General features: G+C 65.0%; 24 protein-coding genes. 5 read left to right on the plus strand and 19 right to left on the minus strand.

Translation table 11 applies throughout. From position 1 onward, the window contains the following. The first annotated feature begins 289 nt into the window (after nt 1-289). Nucleotides 290-1,372, plus strand: coding sequence for a DUF2336 domain-containing protein (locus IVB50_RS11535; protein ID WP_018455801.1), 1,083 nt, complete (start codon nt 290-292; stop codon nt 1,370-1,372). On the opposite strand, the gene IVB50_RS11540 is transcribed toward IVB50_RS11535, so the two are convergent. The 16 genes from IVB50_RS11540 to murJ all read right to left on the minus strand — a co-directional run bounded on the left by IVB50_RS11540 (nt 1,369) and on the right by murJ (nt 16,349). Then, nucleotides 1,369-2,079, minus strand: a complete 711-nt coding sequence (locus IVB50_RS11540) for a tRNA (guanine(46)-N(7))-methyltransferase TrmB (protein WP_018455802.1) — start codon at nt 2,077-2,079, stop codon at nt 1,369-1,371. The genes IVB50_RS11535 and IVB50_RS11540 overlap by 4 nt on opposite strands. Then, entirely contained in the window at nt 2,076-3,233 is a 1,158-nt protein-coding gene (locus IVB50_RS11545) for a M20 family metallopeptidase (protein ID WP_026233029.1), read from the minus strand. Before IVB50_RS11545 ends, IVB50_RS11540 begins: the two co-directional genes overlap by 4 nt. 85 nt (nt 3,234-3,318) lie before the next feature. Further along, nucleotides 3,319-3,732 (minus strand): helix-turn-helix transcriptional regulator, encoded by a 414-nt coding sequence (locus IVB50_RS11550; protein WP_007598327.1) that lies wholly within the window; start codon nt 3,730-3,732, stop codon nt 3,319-3,321. A 210-nt stretch (nt 3,733-3,942) separates the two neighbouring features. Then, nucleotides 3,943-5,556 (minus strand): apolipoprotein N-acyltransferase, encoded by a 1,614-nt coding sequence (lnt, locus tag IVB50_RS11555; protein WP_018455804.1) that lies wholly within the window; start codon nt 5,554-5,556, stop codon nt 3,943-3,945. Further along, nucleotides 5,553-6,671, minus strand: coding sequence for a hemolysin family protein (locus IVB50_RS11560; RefSeq protein WP_026233030.1), 1,119 nt, complete (start codon nt 6,669-6,671; stop codon nt 5,553-5,555). The genes lnt and IVB50_RS11560 overlap by 4 nt, the downstream gene beginning before the upstream one ends. A 1-nt stretch (nt 6,672) precedes the next feature. After that, complete coding sequence (gene ybeY, locus IVB50_RS11565) at nt 6,673-7,182, minus strand: rRNA maturation RNase YbeY (RefSeq protein ID WP_018455806.1); 510 nt, start codon at nt 7,180-7,182, stop codon at nt 6,673-6,675. Between the two features lie 61 nt (nt 7,183-7,243). Next, nucleotides 7,244-8,302: a PhoH family protein gene (locus IVB50_RS11570; RefSeq protein WP_081747794.1), complete on the minus strand. Its 1,059-nt coding sequence runs from the start codon at nt 8,300-8,302 to the stop codon at nt 7,244-7,246. 4 nt (nt 8,303-8,306) lie between these two features. Further along, nucleotides 8,307-9,695: a tRNA (N6-isopentenyl adenosine(37)-C2)-methylthiotransferase MiaB gene (miaB, locus tag IVB50_RS11575; RefSeq protein WP_018455808.1), complete on the minus strand. Its 1,389-nt coding sequence runs from the start codon at nt 9,693-9,695 to the stop codon at nt 8,307-8,309. Nucleotides 9,696-9,887: 192 nt separating this feature from the next. After that, nucleotides 9,888-10,568: an HAD family hydrolase gene (locus IVB50_RS11580; RefSeq protein ID WP_018455809.1), complete on the minus strand. Its 681-nt coding sequence runs from the start codon at nt 10,566-10,568 to the stop codon at nt 9,888-9,890. Then, nucleotides 10,569-11,024, minus strand: a complete 456-nt coding sequence (locus tag IVB50_RS11585) for a Fur family transcriptional regulator (protein ID WP_007598312.1) — start codon at nt 11,022-11,024, stop codon at nt 10,569-10,571. It lies immediately after the preceding gene. Between the two features lie 38 nt (nt 11,025-11,062). After that, nucleotides 11,063-11,545: a ribosomal protein S18-alanine N-acetyltransferase gene (rimI, locus tag IVB50_RS11590; protein WP_018455811.1), complete on the minus strand. Its 483-nt coding sequence runs from the start codon at nt 11,543-11,545 to the stop codon at nt 11,063-11,065. After that, complete coding sequence (tsaB, locus tag IVB50_RS11595; protein ID WP_018455812.1) at nt 11,542-12,240, minus strand: tRNA (adenosine(37)-N6)-threonylcarbamoyltransferase complex dimerization subunit type 1 TsaB; 699 nt, start codon at nt 12,238-12,240, stop codon at nt 11,542-11,544. Before tsaB ends, rimI begins: the two co-directional genes overlap by 4 nt. An 85-nt stretch (nt 12,241-12,325) precedes the next feature. Continuing rightward, nucleotides 12,326-12,895, minus strand: a complete 570-nt coding sequence (locus IVB50_RS11600) for a NifU family protein (RefSeq protein WP_026233032.1) — start codon at nt 12,893-12,895, stop codon at nt 12,326-12,328. A gap of 174 nt (nt 12,896-13,069) precedes the next feature. Next, nucleotides 13,070-13,564, minus strand: coding sequence for a universal stress protein (locus tag IVB50_RS11605; RefSeq protein WP_018455814.1), 495 nt, complete (start codon nt 13,562-13,564; stop codon nt 13,070-13,072). Between the two features lie 108 nt (nt 13,565-13,672). Then, nucleotides 13,673-14,725 carry a tryptophan--tRNA ligase gene (gene trpS / locus IVB50_RS11610; protein WP_018455815.1) on the minus strand — a complete coding sequence of 351 codons (1,053 nt, stop codon included), beginning with the start codon at nt 14,723-14,725 and terminating at the stop codon, nt 13,673-13,675. A 73-nt stretch (nt 14,726-14,798) separates the two neighbouring features. Next, nucleotides 14,799-16,349 carry a murein biosynthesis integral membrane protein MurJ gene (gene murJ / locus IVB50_RS11615; RefSeq protein ID WP_026233033.1) on the minus strand — a complete coding sequence of 517 codons (1,551 nt, stop codon included), beginning with the start codon at nt 16,347-16,349 and terminating at the stop codon, nt 14,799-14,801. A gap of 125 nt (nt 16,350-16,474) precedes the next feature. Between murJ and IVB50_RS11620 the strand changes: the two genes are divergently transcribed. Next, nucleotides 16,475-17,476, plus strand: coding sequence for an adenosine kinase (locus IVB50_RS11620; protein WP_018455817.1), 1,002 nt, complete (start codon nt 16,475-16,477; stop codon nt 17,474-17,476). Nucleotides 17,477-17,609: 133 nt separating this feature from the next. On the opposite strand, the gene IVB50_RS11625 is transcribed toward IVB50_RS11620, so the two are convergent. Together IVB50_RS11625 and IVB50_RS11630 are read right to left on the minus strand one after the other, a co-directional pair. Further along, complete coding sequence (locus IVB50_RS11625) at nt 17,610-19,304, minus strand: AMP-binding protein (protein WP_018455818.1); 1,695 nt, start codon at nt 19,302-19,304, stop codon at nt 17,610-17,612. Nucleotides 19,305-19,383: 79 nt separating this feature from the next. After that, the gene (locus IVB50_RS11630) at nt 19,384-20,577 is read right to left on the minus strand and encodes a serine hydrolase domain-containing protein (protein ID WP_018455819.1); all 1,194 of its coding nucleotides are present in this window, start codon (nt 20,575-20,577) and stop codon (nt 19,384-19,386) included. Between the two features lie 347 nt (nt 20,578-20,924). On the opposite strand from IVB50_RS11630, the gene IVB50_RS11635 reads away from it, so the two are divergent. The 3 genes from IVB50_RS11635 (at nt 20,925) to IVB50_RS11645 (ending at nt 23,696) form a co-directional block, all read left to right on the plus strand. Then, nucleotides 20,925-21,245, plus strand: coding sequence for a hypothetical protein (locus IVB50_RS11635; RefSeq protein ID WP_007603877.1), 321 nt, complete (start codon nt 20,925-20,927; stop codon nt 21,243-21,245). A gap of 122 nt (nt 21,246-21,367) precedes the next feature. Next, the gene (locus IVB50_RS11640) at nt 21,368-22,861 is read left to right on the plus strand and encodes an NAD-dependent succinate-semialdehyde dehydrogenase (RefSeq protein WP_018455820.1); all 1,494 of its coding nucleotides are present in this window, start codon (nt 21,368-21,370) and stop codon (nt 22,859-22,861) included. A 115-nt stretch (nt 22,862-22,976) separates the two neighbouring features. Next, nucleotides 22,977-23,696, plus strand: a complete 720-nt coding sequence (locus IVB50_RS11645; RefSeq protein WP_018455821.1) for a hypothetical protein — start codon at nt 22,977-22,979, stop codon at nt 23,694-23,696. Between the two features lie 11 nt (nt 23,697-23,707). On the opposite strand, the gene IVB50_RS11650 is transcribed toward IVB50_RS11645, so the two are convergent. Further along, nucleotides 23,708-24,649 (minus strand): GlxA family transcriptional regulator, encoded by a 942-nt coding sequence (locus IVB50_RS11650; protein ID WP_018455822.1) that lies wholly within the window; start codon nt 24,647-24,649, stop codon nt 23,708-23,710. Nucleotides 24,650-24,662: the final 13 nt, after the last annotated feature.

Genomic DNA, 24,662 nt, shown 5'->3' on the forward strand with positions numbered 1-24,662 from the left:
TCGGCGGGCCGCACATCTTCCACCAGGCCGCGTTCAGGTAATAAAAAAGAGCGGGTCCTTTCGGGCCCACTCTCACTACGCGGATCGTATGAGAAGATGAATTGCCGGTGATATAGCCCTTTCCGCCCTCTCGGACAAGGCCCATTGCACGGCGCGCGAGGCTTTTTGCGCCCGCTGTGCGGCCCGCTGGCGCAACGCTTCCTTCACCTCCAAGGCCTAGATTCCCTGATTGTGGGGCGGCTTGGACCAGGGCGTACCCGCGGCGTGCCCCCTACGAGTTTGCGTTTTCATGACCGTTGCCACGTCGCTCATTCCCGGACTGGACGATATCGTCAAACGCGGCGACCCGCGGCGTCGCGGCGAGATCGCGCATGCCATTTCCCAACTGTTCTTTCAGGACGCCGAGAACCTCCGTCCCGATGTCATCGATCTCTTCGACAATCTGCTGATCGATCTCGTCCCGCATGCCGAGCTCGCCTCGCGCGTCGATCTCGCCGAACGCTTCTCGCGCCTGAACAACGCGCCGCGGCGTCTCGTGAGCGAGCTCGCGCGCGAAAACGAAATCGCGGTGGCGGGCCCCGTGCTGCGCCATTCGCCCGTGCTCGACGACGCCGCTCTCGTCGAAATCGCGCGACTGAAGGGCCAGGGACATCTGCTGGCGATGAGCGAACGCCCCACGCTGTCGGCTGTCATCACCGACGTGCTGGTCGAGCGCGGCGATCGCGACGTGGTGCGCCGCGCCGCGGGCAATGCCGGCGCGGTGTTCTCGCTTGGCAGCTATTCGGAGCTGATCAAGCGTGCCGCGCAGGATGGCGTGCTGACGCTCAGGATCGGCCAGCGCAGCGATCTTTCGGGTGAGAACCTGAAACAGCTTCTCGACGGTACGCTCGACGTCATCCGCCGTCGCCTCTCGAGCGTGGTCAATCCCGTGCGCCAGGTCGAGATCACGCGCGCCATGGCGGCCATCGAGGAAGCCACGCTGCCGCCGGGCCCGCGTCGCGATTTCTCGGGAGCGCAACGTACGGTGCTGGCCTTGCATCGCGGGGGCCATCTTGGCGAGAGCGCGCTGTTTGGCTTCGCGAAGGCCTACAAATACGAGGAGGCGATCGCTTCGCTCTCGGCGATGTCCGGAGTCCGCCTCTCGGTCCTCGACCGCCTGATCACGGGCGACCGCTACGATCCAATCCTGGTTCTGGGGCGTGTGCTGAATGTCAGCTGGCCGACGGTGCGGGCGCTGATCCTGATGTGGCACGGCCCGAATCGCACGCCAGCCGATGCCGATCTTGAGCAGGCGCGCGCGAATTTCACGCGCTTGATGCCGACGACCGCCGAGCGCGTCGTGAATTTCTGGCGCAACCGGCAGACGATCTAGACCCGCCTGAACCGCAGATACGCCGCCTTGCGCCCCTCGCGCGTGGCCTTTCGGCCGTAGCGCGTCATCGTGTATCCGGCCCACGGCAGGCGAAAATCATCGGCGCGCTCCGCGAGCCAGACAAAGTCCTGCGAGCGCGACAGATGCGACAGCGTCCAGGCGCAGTAATCGTCGATGTCGCAGACGAAACGAAATTCGGCGCCGGCTTTCAGCACGCGCGCCATCGCGGCGATGGTCCGGTCCTGGACGAAGCGCCGCTTCCAGTGCCGCCGTTTCGGCCAGGGATCGGGATGGATCAGGTCAATCCGCGACAGCGAAGCTTCCGGCAGCCAGGCCAGGAGCTCGGCGGCATCGCCTGCGAACAGGCGGATGTTGCCGATCTCGGCGGCCTCGATCTGCGCGAGGATCTTCGCCATGCCGTTGACGTAAGGCTCGCAGCCAATGAAGCCGGTTGTGGCGAAGGTCTGCGCTTCCGCCGCAAGATGCTCGCCGCCGCCGAAGCCGATCTCGAGCCGCAAATCGTCGGCTGCGGGGGCGAAGATCTCGCGGGCATCCGCCGGTGCTGCGCGGTCGATGGCGAGCGCAAGACGCGGCAGCAGATGATCGATCAGCTCGGCCTGGTGCTGCCTGAGCTTGTGGCCCTTGCGGCGTCCGAAGAAGGCGCGCTCGCTGTCCTCGCGATCCGGATCTGATTTGCGCTCACTCATCGTAGCGTCTGGTAGAGGCGGTGGAGCAGCCGCGCGCGCGGTGCGAGCGACGAGACATAGAGCTGCTCATAATGGGTGTGCGCGCCCTTGCCGTCGACGCCGAGCCCGTCGAGCGTCGCGGTGTGGGCGGCGGTGAAATTGCCGTCCGAGCCGCCGCCGGTGTGAACGTCCACCAGATCGAAGCCGATCTCCGTGGCAACCGTCTTTGCATGTTCGTACAGCGAAGCGCCTGCATTGCTCTTCTCGTAAGGCGGACGATTGAGCCCGCCCGTGACCTTGACGGTGACGCCATCTGTCTTCGATGTCAAAGCGAGGATCTTGCCGACGAATTCATCCGCGTCCTTGAAGCTCGGCACGCGCAGATCGATTTCAGCATAGGCTTCTTCCGGCGTCACGTTGGGCCGCGTGCCGCCGCGCACCACGCCGACATTGACGGTGACGCCGCGCGCCAGATCGTTCATCGCCTCCAGCGCCAGGATGACGTTGGCAAGCTCGCGGATCGCGCTGCGGCCATCCTGGGGCCGCGTGCCGGCATGCGCGGGCACGCCCTTGATGAACACTTCGAATCGCCCGACGCCCTTGCGACCGGTGACGATCTTGCCGCCCTCGCGCGCCGGCTCCGTCACCAGCACGTACTTCGCCTTGCGCCCTTCGGTCTCGATGAGTGCGCGAGAGGTGGGGCTGCCGATCTCCTCGTCCGAAGTGAACAGATGGGTGATGCCGAGCGGCCGGCGATCGGCCGTGGCGCAAAGCGCGCGAAAGGCGTGGTGGGCGATGTAGGCGCCGCCCTTCATGTCGTAGATGCCGGGACCGAACGCGCTGTCGCCTTCGACCTTGAACGGCAGGCGCTCGATGAATCCCATGGGGTGAACGGTATCGAGGTGGCTCAGCACCAGGATGCCCGGCCGGTCCTGGCCCCAGGTCGAGCGCGCCACGAGATGATCGCCGCAACCATCGACACCGGCGATGCGCTCGAGCGTAACAGGGAGATCGCGGTATTGCTCCGCGACCATCGAGACGAGCTTGTTGACCTGTTCAGGCGTGTCCGTTGGCGTCTCGACCTCCACCCAGCGGCGGATGCCATCGAGAATAGTTTGAGAATCGAACCAATTGGAGCTGGCCATGGGCGCATCTGTGCCTTTGAATCGCATCATCAAGGAGGACGCGCATCAAAGCGCGGCCACAAATGACGACATAGGCCAGATTTGACGCAGTCTCAAATCGGATTGAGATGGCGCGTCAGCGCTTGTCGGGGCCTTCGCGGGCCGCAATCTGCTCGACGAGATCGACGATCGAGCGGCGCATCTTCGAATCGGTGATTCGGGTGAACGCCTTGGTCAAAGCGAGTCCTTCGGAAGTCGCGAGGAAATCCGAGACGTAAGACGGCGATGCGCCTTCTGCGAAGCCGTCCGGCCCCGCCACGCCGCTCGGACCGCCCTCGAACAGGAAGGACACCGGCACCTGGAGAATTTCGGCAATTTGCTGGATGCGGCTCGCGCCGACCCGGTTTGTGCCCTTCTCGTATTTCTGAACTTGTTGGAAAGTCAGGCCCAAAGCTTCACCGAGCTTTTCCTGGCTCATGCCCAACATGATGCGGCGCATCCGCACGCGACTGCCGACATATTTGTCAACAGGGTTGGGCGCTTTCGACATTTCCTCAGCCCTCCAAACATCACCTTCGGCGCAATCAGGAATGCCTGAGGTGTAAGCAACGTCAAAATCAGACCCTGTTATTGGGAAACATTGCGGAGAAATTTAGCAATACCCACTGTCTTTTGCAGCCGGTGCAGAATGAGGAGGCCGCGTGCAGTCTGTCAACCGTGGGACTACGGTTGTCAAAAGCTATCGGCCGCGGCTGCGTGATCAGGGACGCCGTTTGGCAACACGTCGGCGGACCGCCAGAAACACGGCGAGCGCGACAAACATGGCCGCGGGGACATCGCCCACGCGCGCATAGATAGTCGGCGGGATCGCGGCGGGCAGATTTGCATCCAAAATGCCTTCGATCCCGAGACCGAGGCTGGCGACGATGCGTCCCACCGGATCGATCACTGCGGAAACGCCGGTATTGGCGGAGCGAACTAGCGGCAATCCGAGCTCGATCGCGCGCATCCGCGCCTGTTCGAGGTGTTGGTAGGGACCGGTCGAAATTCCGAACCAACCGTCATTGGTGAGATTCACGATCCAGCCCGGACGTTCATTGCGTCCGGCCACCTCGCCGGGAAAGATTGCTTCGTAGCAGATCAGCGGCAGCGCGGACGGCGCGCCGGGGACCGGCAGCGCATGGCGCACGGTGCCGGCAATGAAGCCGCCGCGCACACGCGTGAGTTGCTCGAAACCGAGCTTCTCCATCAGGCCCTGGTAGGGAAGAAACTCGCCGAACGGCACCAAATGCAGCTTGTCGTACATAGAGAGCACGCTGCCGTCGTGGTCGATCACGTAGATCGAATTATAGGCGCGTGTGATCGGCGTGCCCCGCGGCAGGTCGGGCGCGCGGACAGAGCCCGTGATCAGCACCGTGCCCTTGGGCAGAAGCTCCGCGATTTGCGCCATCGCATCGGCTTCGCGAGTCAGGAAGAACGGAAAGGCGGATTCCGGCCAGATCAGGATGGTGGCATCGCGCACGCCGGTCGATTGCGGTCCGGAGGCGCGGTCCGACAAGGCCAGATATTTCTTCATCACCTCCGCCTTGGCGGCGTAGTTGAATTTCGCGTCCTGCTGGAGATCCGGCTGCATCAGGCGCAATTTGGGGCCCGCGACCATCGTGGTCGGATGCAGCGACAGGCGGATCGCGCCGAAGATACTCATGACCAGCAGGAGCGCCAGGGCCGCGGCCGGTGCGCGCCACGCCAGGCGGCGATCGGGCGTGCGGTCGATCAGCGCCGCGGGGCTTGCGAAGATCGCAACCGTCAGGAACGTCATGCCCCACAGGCCGATCAGCGACGCCGTTTGTGCCAGCGGCAGCGGCTCGGACAGCGCATAGCCGAACGCGTTCCAGGGAAAGCCGGTCAGCGCATGACCCCGCAGCCATTCCGTGATGGTGAGGCTTGCCGCGAGCGCAAGCACGCGCGTCGCGTTCTTGGTCCAGAGCAGGCGGGCGAGCGCAAAGCCCATTGCCGTGAAGATCGACAGATAGGCCGGCAGGCCCAGCACGGCGAACGGCGTCAGCCAGGCGAATACATCGGCGTCGACGAAGAAGGCGTAGCCGATCCAGTAGAGGCCGGGCACGAAATAGCCGAGGCCGAACCAGTAGCCGGTAAGCGCCGCGGCGGGGACGCCGCGATATCGTCCGGCGCCGGCGCCGTCGATCAGCCAGACCAACACCGGGAAGGTGATGAACAGTACCGGGAAGGCGTTGAACGGCGCCAGCGCCAGCACCGAGAGCGCGCCGGCAGCCATCGCGACGAGCGCGCGCTTCCATCCCCAGGTCAGGATGATGGCAAGCGCGATCTGGCGAAATCGCTGGAAAGGGCTCACTGCGGACCGGTCCCGTCGCTTGGCGGCGGGGTGGGCGTGTCGCTGGCCGTCGGCTGGCTGCCATCCGGCGCAGCCTCGCGGCGCCGGCTCTCGCGCTGGGTGCGCGGCGCGGGACGCTCCTTTCGCGTCGAGATCCGCAGTCGCTTGACCCGGCGCGGATCGGCATCGAGCACCTCGATCTCGTAATGGCCGGGGCCCGAGATCACCTCGCCGCGCACCGGCAGGCGCCCGACGAAGCTGACGAGATAGCCGCCCAGCGTCTCCACTTCCTCGCCGGCCTCGCCGGTGACGAAGTCCTCGCCGATCACGGTGCGGACGTCGTCGAGGCTGGCGCGGGCGTCGGCGATGAAGGCGTTGTCGGGCAACCGCACGATCGAGGGCGGCTCGTCGCTGTCATGCTCGTCGTCGATCTCGCCGACGATCTGCTCGACGATGTCCTCGAGCGAGACCAGGCCGTCGCTGCCGCCATATTCGTCGACCACCAGCGCCAGATGGATGCGGGTGGCCTGCATCTGCGCAAGCAGGTCGATCGCCCGCATCGACGGCGGCACGTAGAGCAGCTTGCGGATGATGCGCGCTTCCTCGAGCGGCAGCGCGAGATCGACCGTACGCAGATCGAGCCCGGCCGGCAGCGGTTTCTTGCGCTTGGTTTTCGTGACCCCCGACACGCGCGCACGCGCGGTCATGAAGGCGAGCAGATCGCGGATATGGACGATGCCGACGGGATCGTCGAGCGTCTCGTTGTAGACCACGAGGCGCGAATGGCCGGCGCTCTCGAAACGGTCCATCAACTCGCCGAGCGGGATGTCGCGCTTGACCGCGACGATGTCGGCGCGATGCACCATGACGTCGGCGATGCGACGCTCGTGCAGGCCGAGGATGTTGCGCAGCATGGTGCGCTCGACCGTCGAGAAGCCGGTGTCGTCGGGCGTCGTGGCGTCGAGCACGACCTGGAGGTCGTCGCGCACCGAACCTGCCTTCCAGCCGAACAGGCTGCGAATGGCACGCAGCAGCCAGCCCTCCGCGGTCGGGCGCATCACCTCGCCTGAGGTCACCACGACCGGTAAATTGGCCGTGTTGCGCGGATTGTCGTGAGTCGGGTCCGAATCCGGCATCTCAATGCGTCCCTGGGCGGTCGGCATAGGGGTCGGGAATGCCGAGATGAGCCAGGATCTCTCGTTCGAGCGCTTCCATTTCCTCGGCGTCGTCTTCGTTTTCGTGGTCGTAGCCGACCAGATGCAGGAAACCGTGCACGGCGAGATGGCTCAAATGATGATCGAACGGCTTTTGTTCCTCGTCCGCCTCACGCCGCATGGTCTCGTAGGCGATCGCGATGTCGCCCAGCATGCGCGGCGCATCGCCAGGCTTCCAGTCGCCTTCCGGCTGCAGCGCGGGAAACGACAGCACGTTGGTCGGCTTGTCGATGCCGCGCCAGTTGCTGTTCAGGGTGCGGATGCCGGCATCATCGGTCAGCATCACCGCCACTTCCGCCTCCGCAACGTCTTCGTCGACATTCTCGGCGGCGGCCGCCACGGCGCGCTGGATCACGGCTTCGGATTCGGGCTCCCGCTGCCAGCAATCGGCGACGACGAGGACCTCGGTGATGGGAAGGTTGGGGTGTGACATTGTCCTTGTTCCGAACGAAGGGGCGCCGTGTCCGCGCCCATATGGTCCGGTTGCTGTCTCGTCAGGATTTACCGGCGGCCGGCCGCTGCGGCGACCCTTCGTAGGCGGAGACGATCCGCGCCACGAGCTCGTGGCGGATCACGTCTTCGGCCTTGAAATGAACTTGCGCAATGCCTTCGACGCCGCTCAGCAGGCGCGTCGCCTCGGCGAGGCCCGAGGTCTGGCCGTTCGGCAAGTCGATCTGCGAGGGATCGCCGGTGACGATCATGCGGCTGTTCTCGCCAAGGCGGGTCAAGAACATCTTCATCTGCATGGACGTGGTGTTTTGCGCCTCGTCCAGGATGATGGCCGCGTTGGTCAGCGTGCGACCGCGCATGAAGGCGAGTGGCGCGATCTCGATCTCGCCGGTCTGCAGCGCGCGCTCGACAATGCGCGCGTCCATCAGGTCATAGAGCGCGTCGTAGATCGGGCGGAGATAAGGATCGACCTTCTCGCGGAGATCGCCGGGCAAAAAGCCGAGCCGCTCGCCGGCTTCCACCGCCGGGCGCGACAGGATGATCTTGTCGACTTCCTTGCGCTCGAATAGCTGCGCGGCATGCGCGACCGCGAGCCAGGTCTTGCCGGTGCCGGCGGGGCCGATGCCGAACACCAGCTCGTGGCGCTTCAGCGCGCGGATATAGGAATCCTGCGCCGCCGTGCGCGCACGCACCGGGCGCTTGCGCAGATTGATGCTGTCGAAGGTGGATTTGGCCGACTTGGCATCGAACTCGAACAGCGAGCCCTGCGCGATCACGGCACGGATCGCGCCCTCGACCTCGCCCTGGTCGAGATCCTGTCCCTTCACGGCCTGGGCGTAGAGCGTCTCCAGCACCCGGCGCGCGGCATCGCAGCCGTCGCGCGAGCCGCCAATCGTGATGTGGTTGCCCTTGGAATCGACGACGACGCCAAGCCGCCGTTCGATCTGTGCCAGATGCTGGCCATAAGGGCCAACTAGCGCGGACGCGGCGCGGTTGTCGTCGAAATCGATGACGACCTGGGTCTCGGGCGGAACCTGCATGTCGCGGTCAAATTTGCGGCTGGGAGCGATGGAAGAAGACGAATCCGATGCGCTTTTGGGCAAGGGTTCAGGCTCCAGTGGCGATGGGCGATAAAGCGGGCTCGTGCGCCATGGCGAGCTCACCGAGGAAGCTGTAGCGTTCGAGACTGTCGATCCGGACCGGCAGGATCTGTCCGATGATGTCCGGGGAGGCCATCACATGCGCGGGCTGGAGGAAGGCGGTGCGGCCGACGATCTGGCCGTCCTTGCGGGCCGGGCGCTCGAACAGCACATCGACCGTTGAGCCAATCGCAGCCTTGTTGAAGGCCGATTGCTGGCTGTCGATCAGTTCCTGGAGCCGCTCCAATCGCTGGTCCATCTCGGAGGGGGACACCGTCTCCTGCATGTCCGCGGCCGGCGTTCCCGGCCGGGCGGAGTATTTGAACGAATATGCCGCAGCGTAGCCGATTTGCGTGACAAGCGCGAGGGTCGCGAGAAAATCTTGCTCGCTCTCGCCGGGGAAGCCGACGATAAAATCTGATGAGAAAGCAATGTCTTGGCGTGCGGACCGGAAACGGTCGACGACACGCCGATAATCATCGGCGGTATGTTTCCGGTTCATGGCAGCCAGAATCCGGTCCGAGCCCGACTGCACCGGCAGGTGCACGAACGGCATCAAGGCATGGAGATCGCGATGGGCTGCAATCAGACTGTCATCGACATCGCGCGGATGGCTGGTCGAATAACGCAGCCGCGCGACGCCCGGGAGCGCCGCGAGGTGCTCCAGCAGCCTGCCGAGCGGCCAGCTTTTTCCGTCCGGTCCCTCGCCGTGATAGGCGTTGACGTTCTGTCCGATCAGCGTGAGCTCGCGCACGCCGTTCTCGGTGAGCCGCTTCACGTCGTCGACGATCTTTGTCACCGGCCGCGAGACTTCCGAGCCACGCGTGTAAGGCACGACGCAGAAGGTGCAGAACTTGTCGCAGCCTTCCTGCACCGTGACGAAAGCGGAAATGCCGCGGGCGCGGATCGCGCCGGGCTTGGGCTGGGCCAGGAAGCCGAACTTGTCCTGAGCCGGGAATTCGGTCTCGATGGCGCGGCCTTCATTGCCGGCGCGCTTCAACAGCTGCGGCAAATGATGATAGCTCTGCGGTCCCACCACGACGTCGACCGCGGGTGCACGGCGCACGATCTCCTCGCCCTCGGCCTGTGCCACGCAGCCTGCGACCGCGATCTGCATGGTACGCCCGTCGCGCGCGGCGGCGTCCTTGGCGACGCGCAGGCGGCCGAGCTCCGAATAGACCTTTTCCGAGGCCTTCTCGCGGATATGGCAGGTGTTGAGGATGACGAGGTCGGCGTCATCAGCGCTGGCCGTCTCCACGAATCCTTCCGGGGCCAGCGTGTCCACCATGCGCTGGGCATCGTAGACGTTCATCTGGCAGCCATATGATTTGATGTGCAGCTTGCGCGGCGGCGTCATGGAATCCGGAATTGAGGTGGAGGACCGCCCTCAGATATAGGCTGGGGAGGCGAAAATCCAGCGATTGGCGCCCTTTGGGCTGTCATTCCGGGGCGAGCGCTGGCGGGAAGTGCGGAATCCCGCCAAAACCTCGGGATTCCGGGCGTGTGCGTGTCCCGGCAGCCGCCAGCTGCACTCAGAAAATACCCTGAATCAGCCCGCCAGGGTGTCCGCCGCGACCCGCCGGACCAGCTCCGGCAATTGCCGCATATCGTCGAACGTCAATCCGGCCCCGGCGGCCCGGAGCCTTTCAGCGTGGCCCGGCGGGCAATGGCTGCCACCGTGAAAGCCCAGCACGGTCATCCCGGCGGCATGCGCGCCGGTCACCCCGGGGACGCTGTCCTCGATCACGAGGCACCGCTCCGGCGCGACTTTCATCTGCGCGGCGGCGAACAGAAAAAGATCGGGCGCGGGCTTGCCGCGCGCGACCTGGCTCGCGGAAAAGATGTTCGGCGCAAGCAGATCGTAGAGACCGGCGCAGGTCAGGCCATGATGGATCTTCTCCGGCGTGCCGCTCGACGCAACGCATTTGGGCAAATCGATTGCGCCAATCGCTGCGGCCACATGGGTGATCGGCTGCAAATCGCTGGCATAAAATTGCAGCGTCGCAGCATTCACTTGGCTTTCGAGATCATCGGGAAGATTGCGGCCGATCTCCTGTTCGACCATTCGCCGTGCATCTTTCTCGGATACGCCGAGGAAGCGGACCAGCACCTGCTCCGATGTGATCGGATAGCCGTGCCTCGACAGCACATCTGCATGCGCGCGACAGGAGATCACCTCGCTGTCCACGAGCACGCCGTCGCAATCGAAGATGACGAGATCGATCGCCACTTAACTTGTGGGTTTGTCGTCGTCGAGCGGGACGCAATAGAGTTCGAGCCGATGATCGACCAGCTTGTAGCCGAGCTTGCGGGCGATCTCCGCCTGGAGCTTCTCGATCTCCTCGGAGGTGAACTCGATCACCTTGCCGTCGCGCAGGTTGATGAGGTGGTCGTGATGGCTGTCGCGCATCTGCTCGTAGCGCGCGCGGCCTTCGCGGAAATCATGGCGCTCGATGATGCCCGCATCTTCGAACAGCTTGACGGTCCGATACACGGTCGAGATCGAGATCTTGTCGTCGACCGCGACACAGCGGCGATATAGTTCCTCCACATCGGGATGATCGACCGCCTCCGCGAGCACGCGGGCGATGACACGACGCTGCTCGGTCATGCGCATGCCTGTGGCGGCACAGCGCGCCTCGATGCCGGACGCCTTGGAAGCGGGGGAAGGTTTAAGACCAGTCATGTGATGTCCGCCTGACGGGGCGCTTTCTGCCATCAATGTTACGACAAGTCACGTCGCATCAGAAGTGCGTTCAATTGTTCCCCGTTCGGCTGCTTATAGTAGCGTTCGCGGCGTCCGACCACCATGAATCCGGCTCGGTCGTAGAGCCGCCGCGCCGGCTGGTTATTTTCCTCGACCTCAAGAAATATTGTGCGCACGCCGCGTCCTGCCAGGTGGCCGAGATGGGTCATCAGCAGCGTGCGAGAGAGGCCGCGGCCGCGATGGGCCTGATCGACCGCGATCGAGAGAATCTCTGCTTCGTCTGCGCCGATCCGCGACACCGCGAAGCCCACGGTCTTGCGGCCGAGCCGCAACCGGTGCACCAGCGTGTTGCGCTCGCTGAGCATGCTCTCGAACTCGCCTTCGCCCCAACCGCGCGCGAAGGAGGCGCCGTGGAGTTGCGCAAGCCGTGCGACGTCGCGCGCGACAGCCGGCTCGACGACGGCCGTACCGCCGCGCCACCATTCCGACAACCATTTCATCGTGAGCTTGCGGCTTGTGCTGCAAGCGGCAGTTGTGCGGGCGGCTTTGCGTCGGGCGCCCGCAGATAGAACGGCCGCGCCGGATTTGTCGCGGGATCGGCGGCGGCGCCAAGCCATGCGACCCAGCCGATGTCGGGCGCGGGCTGCGCGTCGACCGCGACCGGCTGCGGCATATCTTTCGGCCAGCGCTCGGCGAGGATCTTCGCGGCATTGCCGACCAGATGCGGCGCGCCGAATTGCGACGCCGCGATCGCCTCGTCGATGGGAGCGACGCCCGGCCGCACCAGCTGACTGCCGTCACCGGCCACGATCTGGAAATAGACGTGGTCGTGCCGCGCGTCGATCGCCGAGATCACCGGCGCCGCTCCGCTCTGGCCGACGACGGCGGCGGCATAGGCCGACAAGGTGGTCAGGCCGACGGCGGGCCGCTTCGCAGCAAGCGCAAGGCCGCGGGCGGCCGAAATGCCGACGCGCAGGCCGGTGAAACTTCCGGGGCCCATGGTGACCGCGATGCGCTCGAGCGCTGTGAAGGCGAGGTTGGCTGACTGCATCACGCGCGCGATCATCGGCATCAGCGCTTCGGCGTGGCCGCGCTTCATCAGAAGCTGCTCCTGCGCGAGGAGCTGGCCGGCATCGGTGTCGAGAACGGCAACCGCGCACGCTTCCAGCGCGGTATCGATGGCAAGGATCAGCATGGAACGGTGGTAGCACCATCCGTCATGGAATGCTCGTCATCATGGCCGGGCTTGTCCCGGCCGTCCACGCCTTTGCGGCCCCAGCCTACATCGGCCGGACTTCGACCACGTCGGGGACGAAGTGCTTGAGCAGGTTCTGGATGCCGTGCTGGAGCGTCGCGGTCGATGACGGGCAGCCGGCGCAGGAGCCCTTCATGTTGAGATAGACGATACCATCCTTGAAGCCGCGGAAAGTGATGTCGCCGCCGTCATTGGCGACCGCTGGCCGCACGCGGGTCTCGATCAGATCCTTGATCATGTCGACCGTCTCGGCATCGGCTTCGTCAAAGAACTCGTCCTCTTCGTCGAGATCGACATCGCTCGCGGCCGCACCGTCGGCGAGCAGCGGCGCGCCGGACATGTAGTGCTCCATGATGGCGCCGAGGATCGCGGGCTTGAGCTGTTGCCATTCACCGTTCGCCTTGGTCACGGTGATGAAGTCCGAGCCGTAGAACACGCCGGTGACGCCGGGGACTTCGAACAGCTTTTCGGCGAGCGGCGAGCGTGCGGCCGATTCGCGGTTGGCAAATTCCATCGGTCCGCCGTCGACCACGACGCGGCCGGGAATGAACTTCAGCGTGGCGGGATTGGGGGTGGCTTCGGTTTGAATGAACATGGTTTTCTCCAGACGTCGCCGGTTCAAGGCCGGCGCGTGCTCTATCCACTAGCAGATGGCGACGGCGAACGCACGGTCAAGGGGTAAGCTGGCCGTTCACCTGTTATATCAGCGGGTTAGGGTACCCGCTTCTTCCCTCTGCCGGCTAACGGGGCGAGGCGAACGAGCAGCAGTCTAGGACAGCGAATCCACGCTCTGGTCGCTGAGCGCGCCGGAAATGACCGTCACCGGCACCGGGAACGTGCCCAGCGCGTGCGCGAGCAGCGCGACCAATGGCCCCGGGCCTTCCGCGCCCGGGTTCGCGGCGAGCACCAGCATGGCGATGTCGGGGTCCTCGTCGATCACCGCCAGCAGCTGTTCCATCGCAGCGCCTTCGCGGATCACCCGTTCCGGCGTGATCGCGGCGATGCCGTTGGCGCGGCCGGCGGCACGGTCGAGCGCGGCTTCGGCCGCCTCATGCGCTTCGGCGCGCATGATGTCGGCGACCCCCAGCCATTCCTGGCTCTGCTGTTCGGGCTCGATGATGCGGAGCATCACCACGCCGCCACCGGCCCGAATCGCCCAGCGGCTGGCGTAATAGACCGCGCGATCCCATTCGGCGGTGTCGTCGACGATGACGAGGCATTTGGGCTTGTGACCCGGCTCGAAGCAAAGTCGCTTGCTGGTCATGCATGTCCCGGAATGTCCACGCTGACATGCTGCCACACTCCGTCGTACTTGGGGAGAGCAGAAGCGAGCCGGCGCCGTGGCGTCGGCCGCGTTTTCGCGAACTTATTATCAGCGCCGACGGATGAAGCCCACGATGTCCTTCGAGAGCGTCATGGTCTCGTCGGCAATCGCGCGCGCGCGGTCGGCGCCATCGTTCAGGATCGCGTCGATATGGCCGGGGTCGGCGACGAGGCGCTTCATCTCGCCGGCAATCGGCGCGAGCTTCGTGACGCACAAATCCACCAGCGCGTTCTTGAAGCTGGAGAACTGGCCGCCGCCGAAATCCCTGAGCACGTCGGCCTTGGAGCGGCCGGAGAGCGCGGCGAAGATACCGACGAGATTGTCGGCCTCGGGACGCGCTTCCAGACCCTTCTCCTCGGTCGGCAGCGGCTCCGGGTCGGTCTTGGCCTTGCGGACCTTCTGCGCGATGGTGTCGGCGTCGTCGGTCAGATTGATGCGCGAATTATCCGACGCATCCGACTTCGACATCTTCTTGGTGCCGTCGCGCAAGCTCATCACGCGCGTCGCCGGGCCCGTGATCAAGGGTTCCGGCAGCGGGAAGAACAGGCCGTCATTGGCGCCGAGGTTGCGGATCGACTCAGCGAAGTCGTTGTTGAACTTCTGCGCGATGTCGCGCGACAGCTCGAGATGCTGCTTCTGGTCCTCGCCGACCGGCACGTGGGTGGCGCGGTAGAGCAGAATGTCAGCCGCCATCAGCACGGGATAGTCGAACAGACCGACGGAGGCGTTCTCGCGGTCCTTGCCGGCCTTCTCCTTGAACTGGGTCATACGGCCGAGCCAGCCCATGCGCGCGACGCAGTTGAAGATCCAGGCGAGCTCGGCGTGGCCCGAGACCTGGCTCTGGTTGAACACGATGTGCTTGCTCGGATCGATGCCGCTGGCGATGAACGCCGCGGTCACCTCGCGGGTGTTGCGCGCGAGCTCGACTGGTCCGCCCCAGACGTCCACGCCCTGCGTGATCGCGTGCATGTCGACGACGCAATAGATGCAGTTGTGGGTTTCCTGCATCTTCACGAAGTTGACGATTGCGCCGAGATAATTGCCGAGGTGCAGATTGCCCGTCGGCTGGACGCCCGAAAAAACCCGTTCAACGAATGGCATGGCAGCTTCCCTGCAAGATACGGGGCGTCGTTTCCAACAGCGGCGCTGCCCCGTCAAGGGAATTTCGCTGACTTCAGGCGCCGGGATCGGGCTGGGCGGGGCGCTTCAAGGCACCGGCCGCCTCGCGCCAGGACGCGACGCGGAGGATTTGCAGGAGCAAGCCATAGACGACGATTCCGGCGGCGATCTGTGATCCCAGCGCAATGAAGCGGATGAGCCCATGGGCCTGTGAAGGCAAGAGGCCCGCGGTCAGCCACAGCAGGCCGCCCATGGCGAGCGCGGCGAGCACGATTCGCGGCAGCCGCTTGCGGGCGGCGGCGTCGACCGAGAAGCCGAATTCACGCGTGCCTTTCCGGAGCAGCGAGATCGCACTGCTCCAGGCGCCGGCGGCAATGCTGGCGGCGATCCCGCTCGCGCCGAAGAAGTGACCGAGCAGGATCGCGAGCGCGACCGCGACCACGAACCCTTTCGCGGTCGCAAGCAGCGGCGTCATCGTGTCGCTGCGGGCAAAATAGGTCGGGGACAGCGCCTTGATCAGCACGTGCGCCGGCAGTCCCAGCGCCAGCCACATCAGGGCGCGCGCCGTGGTCGCGCTGTCCTCCGCGCCAAAGGCGCCGTGTTCAAACAGCAGCCGCACGATCGGCTCGGCCAGCACGATCAGGCCGAGCGTCGCCGGCAATGCCAGCCCGGTCGCGAGTTCCAGCGCACGCGATTCCGCATACGCAACCGCGTCACGGTGACCGCTCCTCACCGCGCGCGTCAGCTCCGGCACCAGCACCGTACCCATGGCGACGCCGACAATGCCAAGCGGCAGCTCGATCAAGCGGTTGGCGAAATAGAGCCAGGAGACCGCGGCCGGCGTGGCGGAGGCGATGATCGCGCCGGCAACCATCAGCCATTGCGGGCCGGAGCTCGCGATCATGCCCGGGATCGCCTTGGCGAAGAAGCCGCGCATGTCCTTGTCGAAGCTCACGCGCAACGGTGTCGCCAGACGCGCACTTCGCTGCGACAGCAGCATCAGGAGCTGCAACAGGCCGGCGATGCCGACGGAGGCCGCCAATATCCACGCGGCGACGGTCGCGTCGACGTGCCACAGCAGGAGTGTTGTGCTCGCAGCGATCAGGGCGATGTTGAACAGCAGCGGCGAGAACGCGGTGAGTGCAAAGCGACCCTGCGCGTTGAGCAGGCCCATCAGCACCGTGACGGGTCCCGCGAAGGCAAGATAAGGCAGCATCAGCCGCGCATTCTGGACGGCGAGATCGAGCGATGCGCTGCCGACGAAGCCCGGCGCGATGATCATGATGATCAGCCGCATCAGCAGTGCAATCACGATTGAGATTGCGATCAGGCCCGCGCTCACGGAGCTGAGCACGCGTCCCGCGAACGCCGCGGCAGCCGCCTCGCCGTCGCGGTCACGAACGCGCAGCCAGGCCGGGATCAGCGCCGCATTCAGGGCCCCCTCGCTGAGCAGGCGCCGCACCACATTGACGAGCTGAAATGCCGCCAGAAACGCGTCCGCCACGGCGCCGGTGCCGAGCAGCGCCGCGATCAGGGAATCGCGTGCAAAGCCCAGCAGCCGTGAAGCCAGTGTCCCCGTCGAGACGGTCAGGAAGGAGCGGATCATCGGAACTGCATAATACCGTTGCTTGCCCGCGAAGGGCCGGCCGTGATAGGCCGCGAGCCAGATTTCAGACCGACAGGAAGCGGATTTCCGCGGGTATCGCAATCCGCCAAACAGGATCAAGGTGAATGGCTGACGTGAAATATGACGTTCTCGGCATCGGCAACGCGCTGTTCGACGTGCTGGTCAAGACCGACGAAGCCTTTCTGGGCAAGCACGGCATGACCAAGGGCAGCATGTCCCTGATCGACGAGGCGCGGGCCGCCGCCATCTACAAGGACATGGGCCCGGCGACGGAAGTTTCCGGCGGTTCGGCCGCCAACACCATCGTCGGCATCGGCAGCCTCGGGGCGCGCGCCGCCTATGTCGGCAAGGTCAAGGACGACCAGATCGGGAAGCTCTACGTCCACGACATCCGCGCGGCCGGCGTCGCCTTCAACACGCCCGCGGCGAAGGACGGTCCTGCGACCGGCTGCTCCTACATCCTGGTGACTGACGACGGCGAGCGCACCATGAACACCTATCTCGGCGCCGCGCAGGACCTGTCGCCCGCCGACATCGACCCGGCCGAGATCGCCGCGGCCGGCATCGTCTACCTCGAGGGCTATCTCTGGGACCCCAAGAACGCCAAGGACGCCTTCGTCAAGGCGGCCAAGATCGCTCATGATGCCAAGCGCAAGGTGGCGCTGACGTTGTCGGATTCCTTCTGCGTCGATCGTTATCGCGACGAGTTCCTGGGGCTGATGCGCAACGGCACCGTCGATATCGTGTTCGCGAACGAGTCCGAGCTGCATTCGCTCTACCAGACCTCGGACTTCGACACCGCGCTCAAGCAGCTGCGCAACGACGTCAATCTCGGCGTGGTCACCCGCAGCGAGAAAGGCTGCGTGGTGGTGACGCCAACTGACGCAGTCGCAGCCCCGGCGTCTCCGATCGCGAAACTCGTGGACACCACCGGGGCCGGCGATCTCTTCGCCGCCGGCTTCCTGTTCGGTCTGGCGCGCAACCTGCCCCACAAGCAGTGCGGCGAACTCGGCGCGCTCGCGGCCGCCGAAGTGATCCAGCACATCGGCGCGCGTCCACAGGTGTCGCTGAAGGAGCTCGCCGGGCAGCGCGGGCTGACGTCTTAAGGTGGAATAGCCTCATCCTCGCTGTCATCGCCCGGCTTGGCCGGGCGATCCAGTACTCCGAGACGGTCGTGATTCAATCGAGAAGCTTCGGCGTACTGGATTCCCCGCCTTCGCGGGGAATGACAGCTGCGGCTCACGCCGTCTTCGCGGCTTTCAGTCCAAGCCGTTGCTCCACGTCGTCGCGCATCAGGAATTTCTGGACCTTTCCGGTCACGGTCATCGGAAACTCGTCGACGAATTCCACGTACCGCGGAATCTTGTTGTGGGCGATCTGGCCGTCGCAGAAGGTGCGCACCTCTTCCTTCGTCAGCGTCTCGCCGGGCCTGACGCGGATCCAGGCGCAGAGCTCCTCGCCGTAGCGGGTATCCGCAACGCCAAAGATCTGCACGTCCTGAATCTTGGGATGGCGGTAGAGAAATTCCTCGATCTCGCGGGGATAGAGGTTCTCGCCGCCGCGGATCACCATGTCCTTGATGCGGCCGACGATGTTGCAATAACCCTGGTCGTCGATGATGGCGATGTCGCCGGTATGCATCCAGCCGTTGGCGTCGAGCACATCCGCGGTCTTCTCCGGCTCCTCCCAGTAGCCCAGCATCACGCTGTAGCCGCGGGTGCAGAGCTCGCCCCGTTCGCCGCGCTTGACGATCTTGCCCTCGAGATCGACGACCTTGACCTCGACATGCGGATGGATTCGCCCGACCGTCGAGACGCGGCGATCGAGCGGGTCGTCGACGGCGCTTTGGAAGCTGACCGGGCTCGTCTCGGTCATGCCATAGGCGATCGTGACCTCGCCCATGTTCATCTCGCTGTTGACGCGCTTCATCACCTCGATCGGGCAGGGTGCACCGGCCATGATGCCGGTGCGCAGCGATGTCAGATCGAAGTTTGAGAATTCGCCGTGGTCGAGTTCGGCGATGAACATGGTCGGCACACCGTACAGCGCGGTGCATTTTTCCTGCTCGATCGTCCGCAGCGTTGCGAGCGGATCAAACCCCTCGCCGGGATAGACCATCGTTGCGCCGAGCGTGACGGAGGCGAGGTTGCCCATCACCATGCCGAAGCAATGATAGAGCGGCACCGGAATGCAGATGCGGTCCTGTTCGGTCAGGCGCATGGCGCGGCCGACGAAATAGCCGTTGTTGAGAATGTTGTGATGGGTCAGCGTCACGCCCTTGGGCGATCCCGTCGTTCCGCTGGTGAACTGGATGTTGACGGCATCGTCGAATTGCAGCGAGGCACTGAGCGCGGCGAGCTGTTCGCGATGCAGGGTACCGCCCATGCCGGCGACCTCGTCGAACGGGACCGTGCCCGGGCAGGCGGGGCCGCCGATCTGGATCACGATGCGCAAGGCCGGCAGCCGCGCCGCGCGCAATTGCCCGGGCTTGGCGCTCGCGAGCTCCGGCAACAGCGTGTTGAGCATGTCCATGTAGTTGCTGGTCTTGAATGCCGTCGCGGTGACGATGGCGCTGCATCCGACCTTGTGAAGCGCGAATTCCAGCTCGCTCAGCCGGTAGGCCGGATTGATCGTCACCAGGATGAGGCCGGCCTTGGCGGCGGCAAACTGGGTCAGTGTCCATTCCGGCCGGTTCAGCGACCAGATGCCGATCCGCGCGCCGCGTTCGAGGCCGAGCGCGACAAAGCCGGCGGCGAGCGCGTCGACCCGCTGGGCAAACTCTCCCCATTTCCATCTCACGCCGTGGCTGGGCGAGACCAGCGCCTCACGATCGCTCCAGCGCCGCGCGGCCTGATCGAGGCTGCGCCCGATGGTGTCGCCGAGCAGCGGCGTGTCGGAGGTGCCGCAAACGTAACTGTCGGCTTTGTCTGCCAAGATCGTGTCCTCCAGTCAGCTGCGTGCACGGCCGGGACAACAAGCCCGGCCGTGACGCGTCGTGAGAGTCAGGCGCGCCTCACGCCGCCTTCTGCCCGCTTCCCGCATCGAGCCCGGCATAGACGCCGCGCTCGAAGCCGGCAAAAGCCTCGAGACACTTTGCGTCGGCGAATGGCAGCAGCTGCATCAGGATCACGCCGGTGACGTCGCGCGCCGGGTCGATCCAGTAATAGGTGTTGGCGAGGCCCGCCCAGGCGAGGCTGCCCGCGCTGCGGCCCTCGGCGGTCTTGGCGGTGTTGATCATGAAGCTGAGGCCCCACTTCTTCACCTGCTCCGGATAGAGATCGACGTCATTGGTGTACATCGGCGCCGCCGTGGTCATCTTGCCCATGGCGAGGTCGCCGATGTGGTTCTGCCCCATCGTCGCGATGGTCTCGGCCTTCAGCACCTGATTGCCGTTGCCGCGGCCCTTGTTCAGGATCATCTGGGTAAACTTGATGTAGTCGGCCGCGGTCGAATAAAGGCCGCCGCCGCCCATGTGGAATTCCGGCTCCTGCTCGAGCTCGAACGGGATCGCGGCGAGCTGGCCATCCTCGCCGCGCGCATGCATGCCGACCAGACGCTTGCGCATGTCGTCGGTGATCTTGAAAGCGGTATCGCTCATGCCGAGCGGTGCGAACAGATTGTCGCGCAGATAGGCATCGAGGCGCTTGCCGCTGACGGCTTCCACCGCCTTGCCGACGAAATCGATATTGGTGCCGTATTCCCAGCGCGTGCCGGGGTCGGTCATAACCGGCGTCTTCAACGCCGCGTTCTGGCAGGTGGTGATGGCGGGGATGCCGGATTTCTCGAGATGGATCGCGAGATCGCCGTTCCACATGTTGTAGGCAAAGCCGGCGGTGTGGGTCATGAGCTGGCGCAGCGTGATCGGCCCCTTGGCCGGCCGCAGCTTGGCTTCGCCCTTGGCATCGAAACCTTCGAGCACCTGCGGCTTGGCGAGATCGGGCAACACCTCGCCGATCGGCGCATCCAGCGACAGCTTGCCTTGCTCGACGAGCTGCATCGCGCCCGCTGATGTCACCGCCTTCGTCATCGATGCGATCCAGAACACGCTGTCGGCGGTCATCGCATCCGGCTTGGACAGGTCGCGTTTGCCGAACGCGCCCTGATACAGCACCTCGGTACCGCTGGCGGCGATGGCGACGACGCCGGGAATCTCCCTGGCCTCGCTCTTCTGGCGCAGAATCTCGTCGATCTCAGCTTTGCCTTGCATCCGCGTTTCCTCCGGTTTGATTATTGTTGGAAGCGATCGATTGTCCTCCCGCGTGCGCCGCGCGGCAAGCACATCCGCGTACCTGCCGCGGTCGCGATGTCGTGACTTGACGGTCGGCTCCCCTCGCACGACGACAAGGCGGCTGACCTGCAACACTCCGTCACAATCTGTGGTGGATGGCCGCAACCAGCCGTGACCGTGGATGGGTGCTGGCGAGATGTTTCGACTGTTTGAAGCACTTGAAACATTTTGTGAGCTGCGGCGTTCAGCTCTCGGCCGATCGACGGTCGACGTTAAGACTTGATGCAAATTGGCGGCCGCCCACCGGCCGCGAGGGGGGACCTCAGATGATTTCGACCTGGAGCGAATGGAAGCGCTATCCCCGTCCCGGACGGGGCGAGAATCTCGAAGCGCCGATCGCGCCCGGCATCTACGAGGTCCGCATCGCCGGCACCGGCGCACTTTATTCCTTCGGCGCTGTCGACAATCTGGCACAGGCGCTGGCGCTGCTGCCGGTCGGTTCAAAGTCCTGGTTCGGCCGCCGCAACGCGTCCGACGTTCCTGATCTCGAATACCGGACCTGCGCAACCTCCTCGAAGGCCGACGCCAAGGCCGCCGCCGAGCGCATGATCGGGCGGCGCGAGACCTATCTGAGCGGCGCGGCGTAACTCCGCCGCTCCGAGCCTGGCTCCCAGCAGATGTGCGTTGCGGGACGGTGCATTGCGCGCCGCGTCTCCCTATATTCCGGCCGAACCGGAACAGCCCGCAAAAGCCCCGCAGGAGCAACGCCATGACCCCGACCGCCGCCGCACGTGCCCAGCACGCCACGTCCAATCTGCGCGACCGGTTGAAGGACCCGTCGCTGCTGAAGGAGGCCTGTTACATCGACGGCACCTGGGTCGGCTCGCCGGTCTTCGCCGTCAACAATCCCGCAACCGGCATCGAGCTTGCAAAGGTTCCGCAGCTTTCGGCCGATGACGCCACCAGGGCGGTCGAGGCCGCCGAGCGCGCGTTCCCGGGCTGGGCCAAGCACACCGCCAAGCAGCGCTCCAATATTTTGCGCAAATGGTTCGAGCTGATCATCGCCAATCGCGAGGACCTCGCGCTGATCCTCACCTCCGAGCAGGGCAAGCCGCTCGCCGAAGCGCTCGGCGAGGTCGACATCGGCGGCGCCTATGTCGAATTTTTCGCCGAGGAGGCCCGCCGCGTCTATGGCGAGACGATTCCGACGCAGCGGCCGGATGCGCGCTTGCTCGCGATCAAGCAGCCGATCGGCGTCTGCGGCGCGATCACGCCGTGGAATTTCCCGAACTCGATGATCACACGAAAGGTTTCGCCGGCGCTTGCGGCCGGGTGCACCGTGGTGCTGAAGCCCGCCAATGAAACGCCGCTGTCGGCGCTGGCGCTTGCCGCGCTCGCGGAGAGAGCCGGCGTGCCCAAGGGTGTGTTCAACATCGTCACGGGCGATGCAGCGCCGATCGGCAAGGTGTTGTGCGAGCATCCGGCCGTGCGTTTCGTCGGCTTCACCGGCTCGACCGCGGTCGGCAAGATTCTCTACCGGCAGGCCTCCGTCGGCGTGAAGCGGCTCGGCCTCGAGCTCGGCGGCAACGCGCCGTTCGTGGTGTTCGACGACGCCGACATCGATGCGGCGGTCGACGGCGCGATCGTCTCGAAATACCGCAACATGGGCCAGACCTGCGTCTGCGCCAACCGCATCTACGCCCAGGACAAGATCTACGACGAGTTCGTGCAGAAGCTGTCGAAGAAAGTCGCGGCGATGAAGATCGGTGACGGTACCGAGAACGGCGTCACGCAGGGCCCACTGATCAATTTGAAAGCGGTCGACAAGGTCGAGCGCCATATCGCGGACGCCGTCAAGCGCGGCGCCAGGATCGTCACCGGCGGCAAGCGCAGCGAGCTCGGGCGTTCGTTCTTCGAGCCGACGGTGCTTGCCGACGTCGAGCCGGACTCGCTGGTGGCGCAGGAGGAAACCTTCGGCCCGCTCGCACCGGTGATCCGCTTCAAGGACGAGGCCGACGTCATCGCGATGTGCAACGCCTCGCCGTTCGGGCTCGCCTCCTACTTCTACTCCCGCGATCTCGGCCGCGTCTGGCGTGTCGCCGAGGCGCTGGAATCCGGCATGGTCGGCGTCAACACCGGCCTGATCACCACCGAAGTGGCGCCCTTCGGCGGCGTCAAGGAAAGCGGCCTCGGCCGCGAAGGCTCGCATCACGGCATGGAAGAATATGTCGAGATCAAATATGTGATGATGGCGGGGGTTTAGCTGCTGGTCGCCGTGGCCTGAAACGCGGCATCTACGGCGTTCGCCGTCCTCCCGTGAGGGCCTAACGTTCTCTGCAGCAGGGCTCAATGCAACGGCCCCTACGCAGGAGAACGTGATGACCAAACTAAGTGAGCTGGCGATCGAAGCCCATGGTGGGCTTCAGCGCTGGAACCAGTTCGAGCAGGTCGCGGCCGACCTTCAGCAGGGGGGCGTGTTGTGGTCCTTGAAAGGGGAGCCTGAGACGCTTCAGCAGACCACCGTGACGGTTGGTCTGCGCCAGGAATGGGCGTCCCACTCGCCCTTCGGCGCCGAGCGCCGCCGTTCGCGGTTCGAGCCGGGGCGGGTCGCCCTCGAAGCGGCCGACGGCACGGTGCTCGACGAGCTTCGTGACCCGCGCAGCAGCTTTGCAGGTCATACTCTGCAAACGCCGTGGACCGATCTCCAGCTCGCCTATTTCGCCGGCTGCGCCATGTGGACTTACCTCAACACCCCGTTCGTGCTCGCCTGGCCGGGAGTCGAGGCAGAAGAGCTGGAGCCGGTGCGTACGAATGACGGGCTGTGGCGCCGTCTTGCGGTCCGTTTTCCAAATGACATCGCAACGCACAGCGCGGTGCAGACGCTCTATTTCGATGCGGACGGACTCTTGAAGCGGCACGATTACGACGTGGAGATCGCCGGCAATACGCCCGGCGCGCATCTGATCGATGGCTATGTCGAGGTCTCGGGCATCCGGTTTCCGACCAAGCGTCGCATTTATGCACGGCAACCCGACGGCAGCTTCAGCACCGAGCCGCTGGTCGTCTCGATCGATCTGTCCAATATCCGGCTGAGCTGATTTGAGGCACGTCAGAGCATGGCGAGTGGCCCAGCCTCCTTGCGGAAGGTCCGCGGCGCCTCGCCATGCACGCGGACAAAAGCCTGTCGCATGCGCTCACGGGTCGCAAAGCCGGTCTCGCGCGCCACGACCTCGATCGGCAAACGAGTCTGCTCCAGCATCAGCTTCGCGGATTCGAGGCGCAAGGCTTCGACGGCCTTGGCCGGCGTCGTGCCGGTCGCCGAGCGGAAGAGTCGCGTGAATTGCCGCGGGCTGAGACAGGCGGCGCGGGCCAAATCTTCGATCGTGAGGCTCTCGCGCAGGTTTTGCCGGGCGTAGTTCAGGGCCTTCTGGATCCTGTCTTCGCTCGTTCCCACCTCCAGCAAAACCGAATGCTGCGATTGTCCGCCGGGGCGGCTGTGGTACATGACCATGCCTTTGGCCACGGAGCGAGCCCTCTCGGCACCGAGATCTCGTTCGATCATGCCGACGACCATGTCGGTGCCGGCGCTCATGCCGGCAGACGTCCAGATCTGGCCGTCGGCAATGAAGATCTTGTCGGCGTCCACATTGCAACCCGGGAATCTGGCCTGCATCTCCTGTGCGTAGCGCCAATGCGTGGTCGCTCGCCGCCCGTTCAACAGCCCGGCGTCACCGAGCACGAACGAGCCGAGACAGATCGACGAAACCCGCCGCGCATTCCGGGCCGCTGCGCGAAGCAGCCGGACGAGGCCGGGTGATGAGGTTGGAATGTCGAGGCCCGCCGCGACGATGAGGGTGTCGAAAGCGGCCTGATCGAAAGGCTCCGTCATGACTTGCATCCCAGCAGACGAGGTGACCAGCCCGCCGTCTTCCGAGAACGCACGAACATCGTAGATTTTTTCTCCAGCCTGCTTGTTCGCCACGTCGAAAGCGGCGACGGCGCCGAAACAGACGGCCTGGAAGCTCGGAGACAGAACCAAGCCGATTCTCATGATGACTCCTGGA

This window comes from Bradyrhizobium sp. 87, assembly GCF_023073015.1.
Classification (GTDB): domain Bacteria; phylum Pseudomonadota; class Alphaproteobacteria; order Rhizobiales; family Xanthobacteraceae; genus Bradyrhizobium; species Bradyrhizobium canariense_D.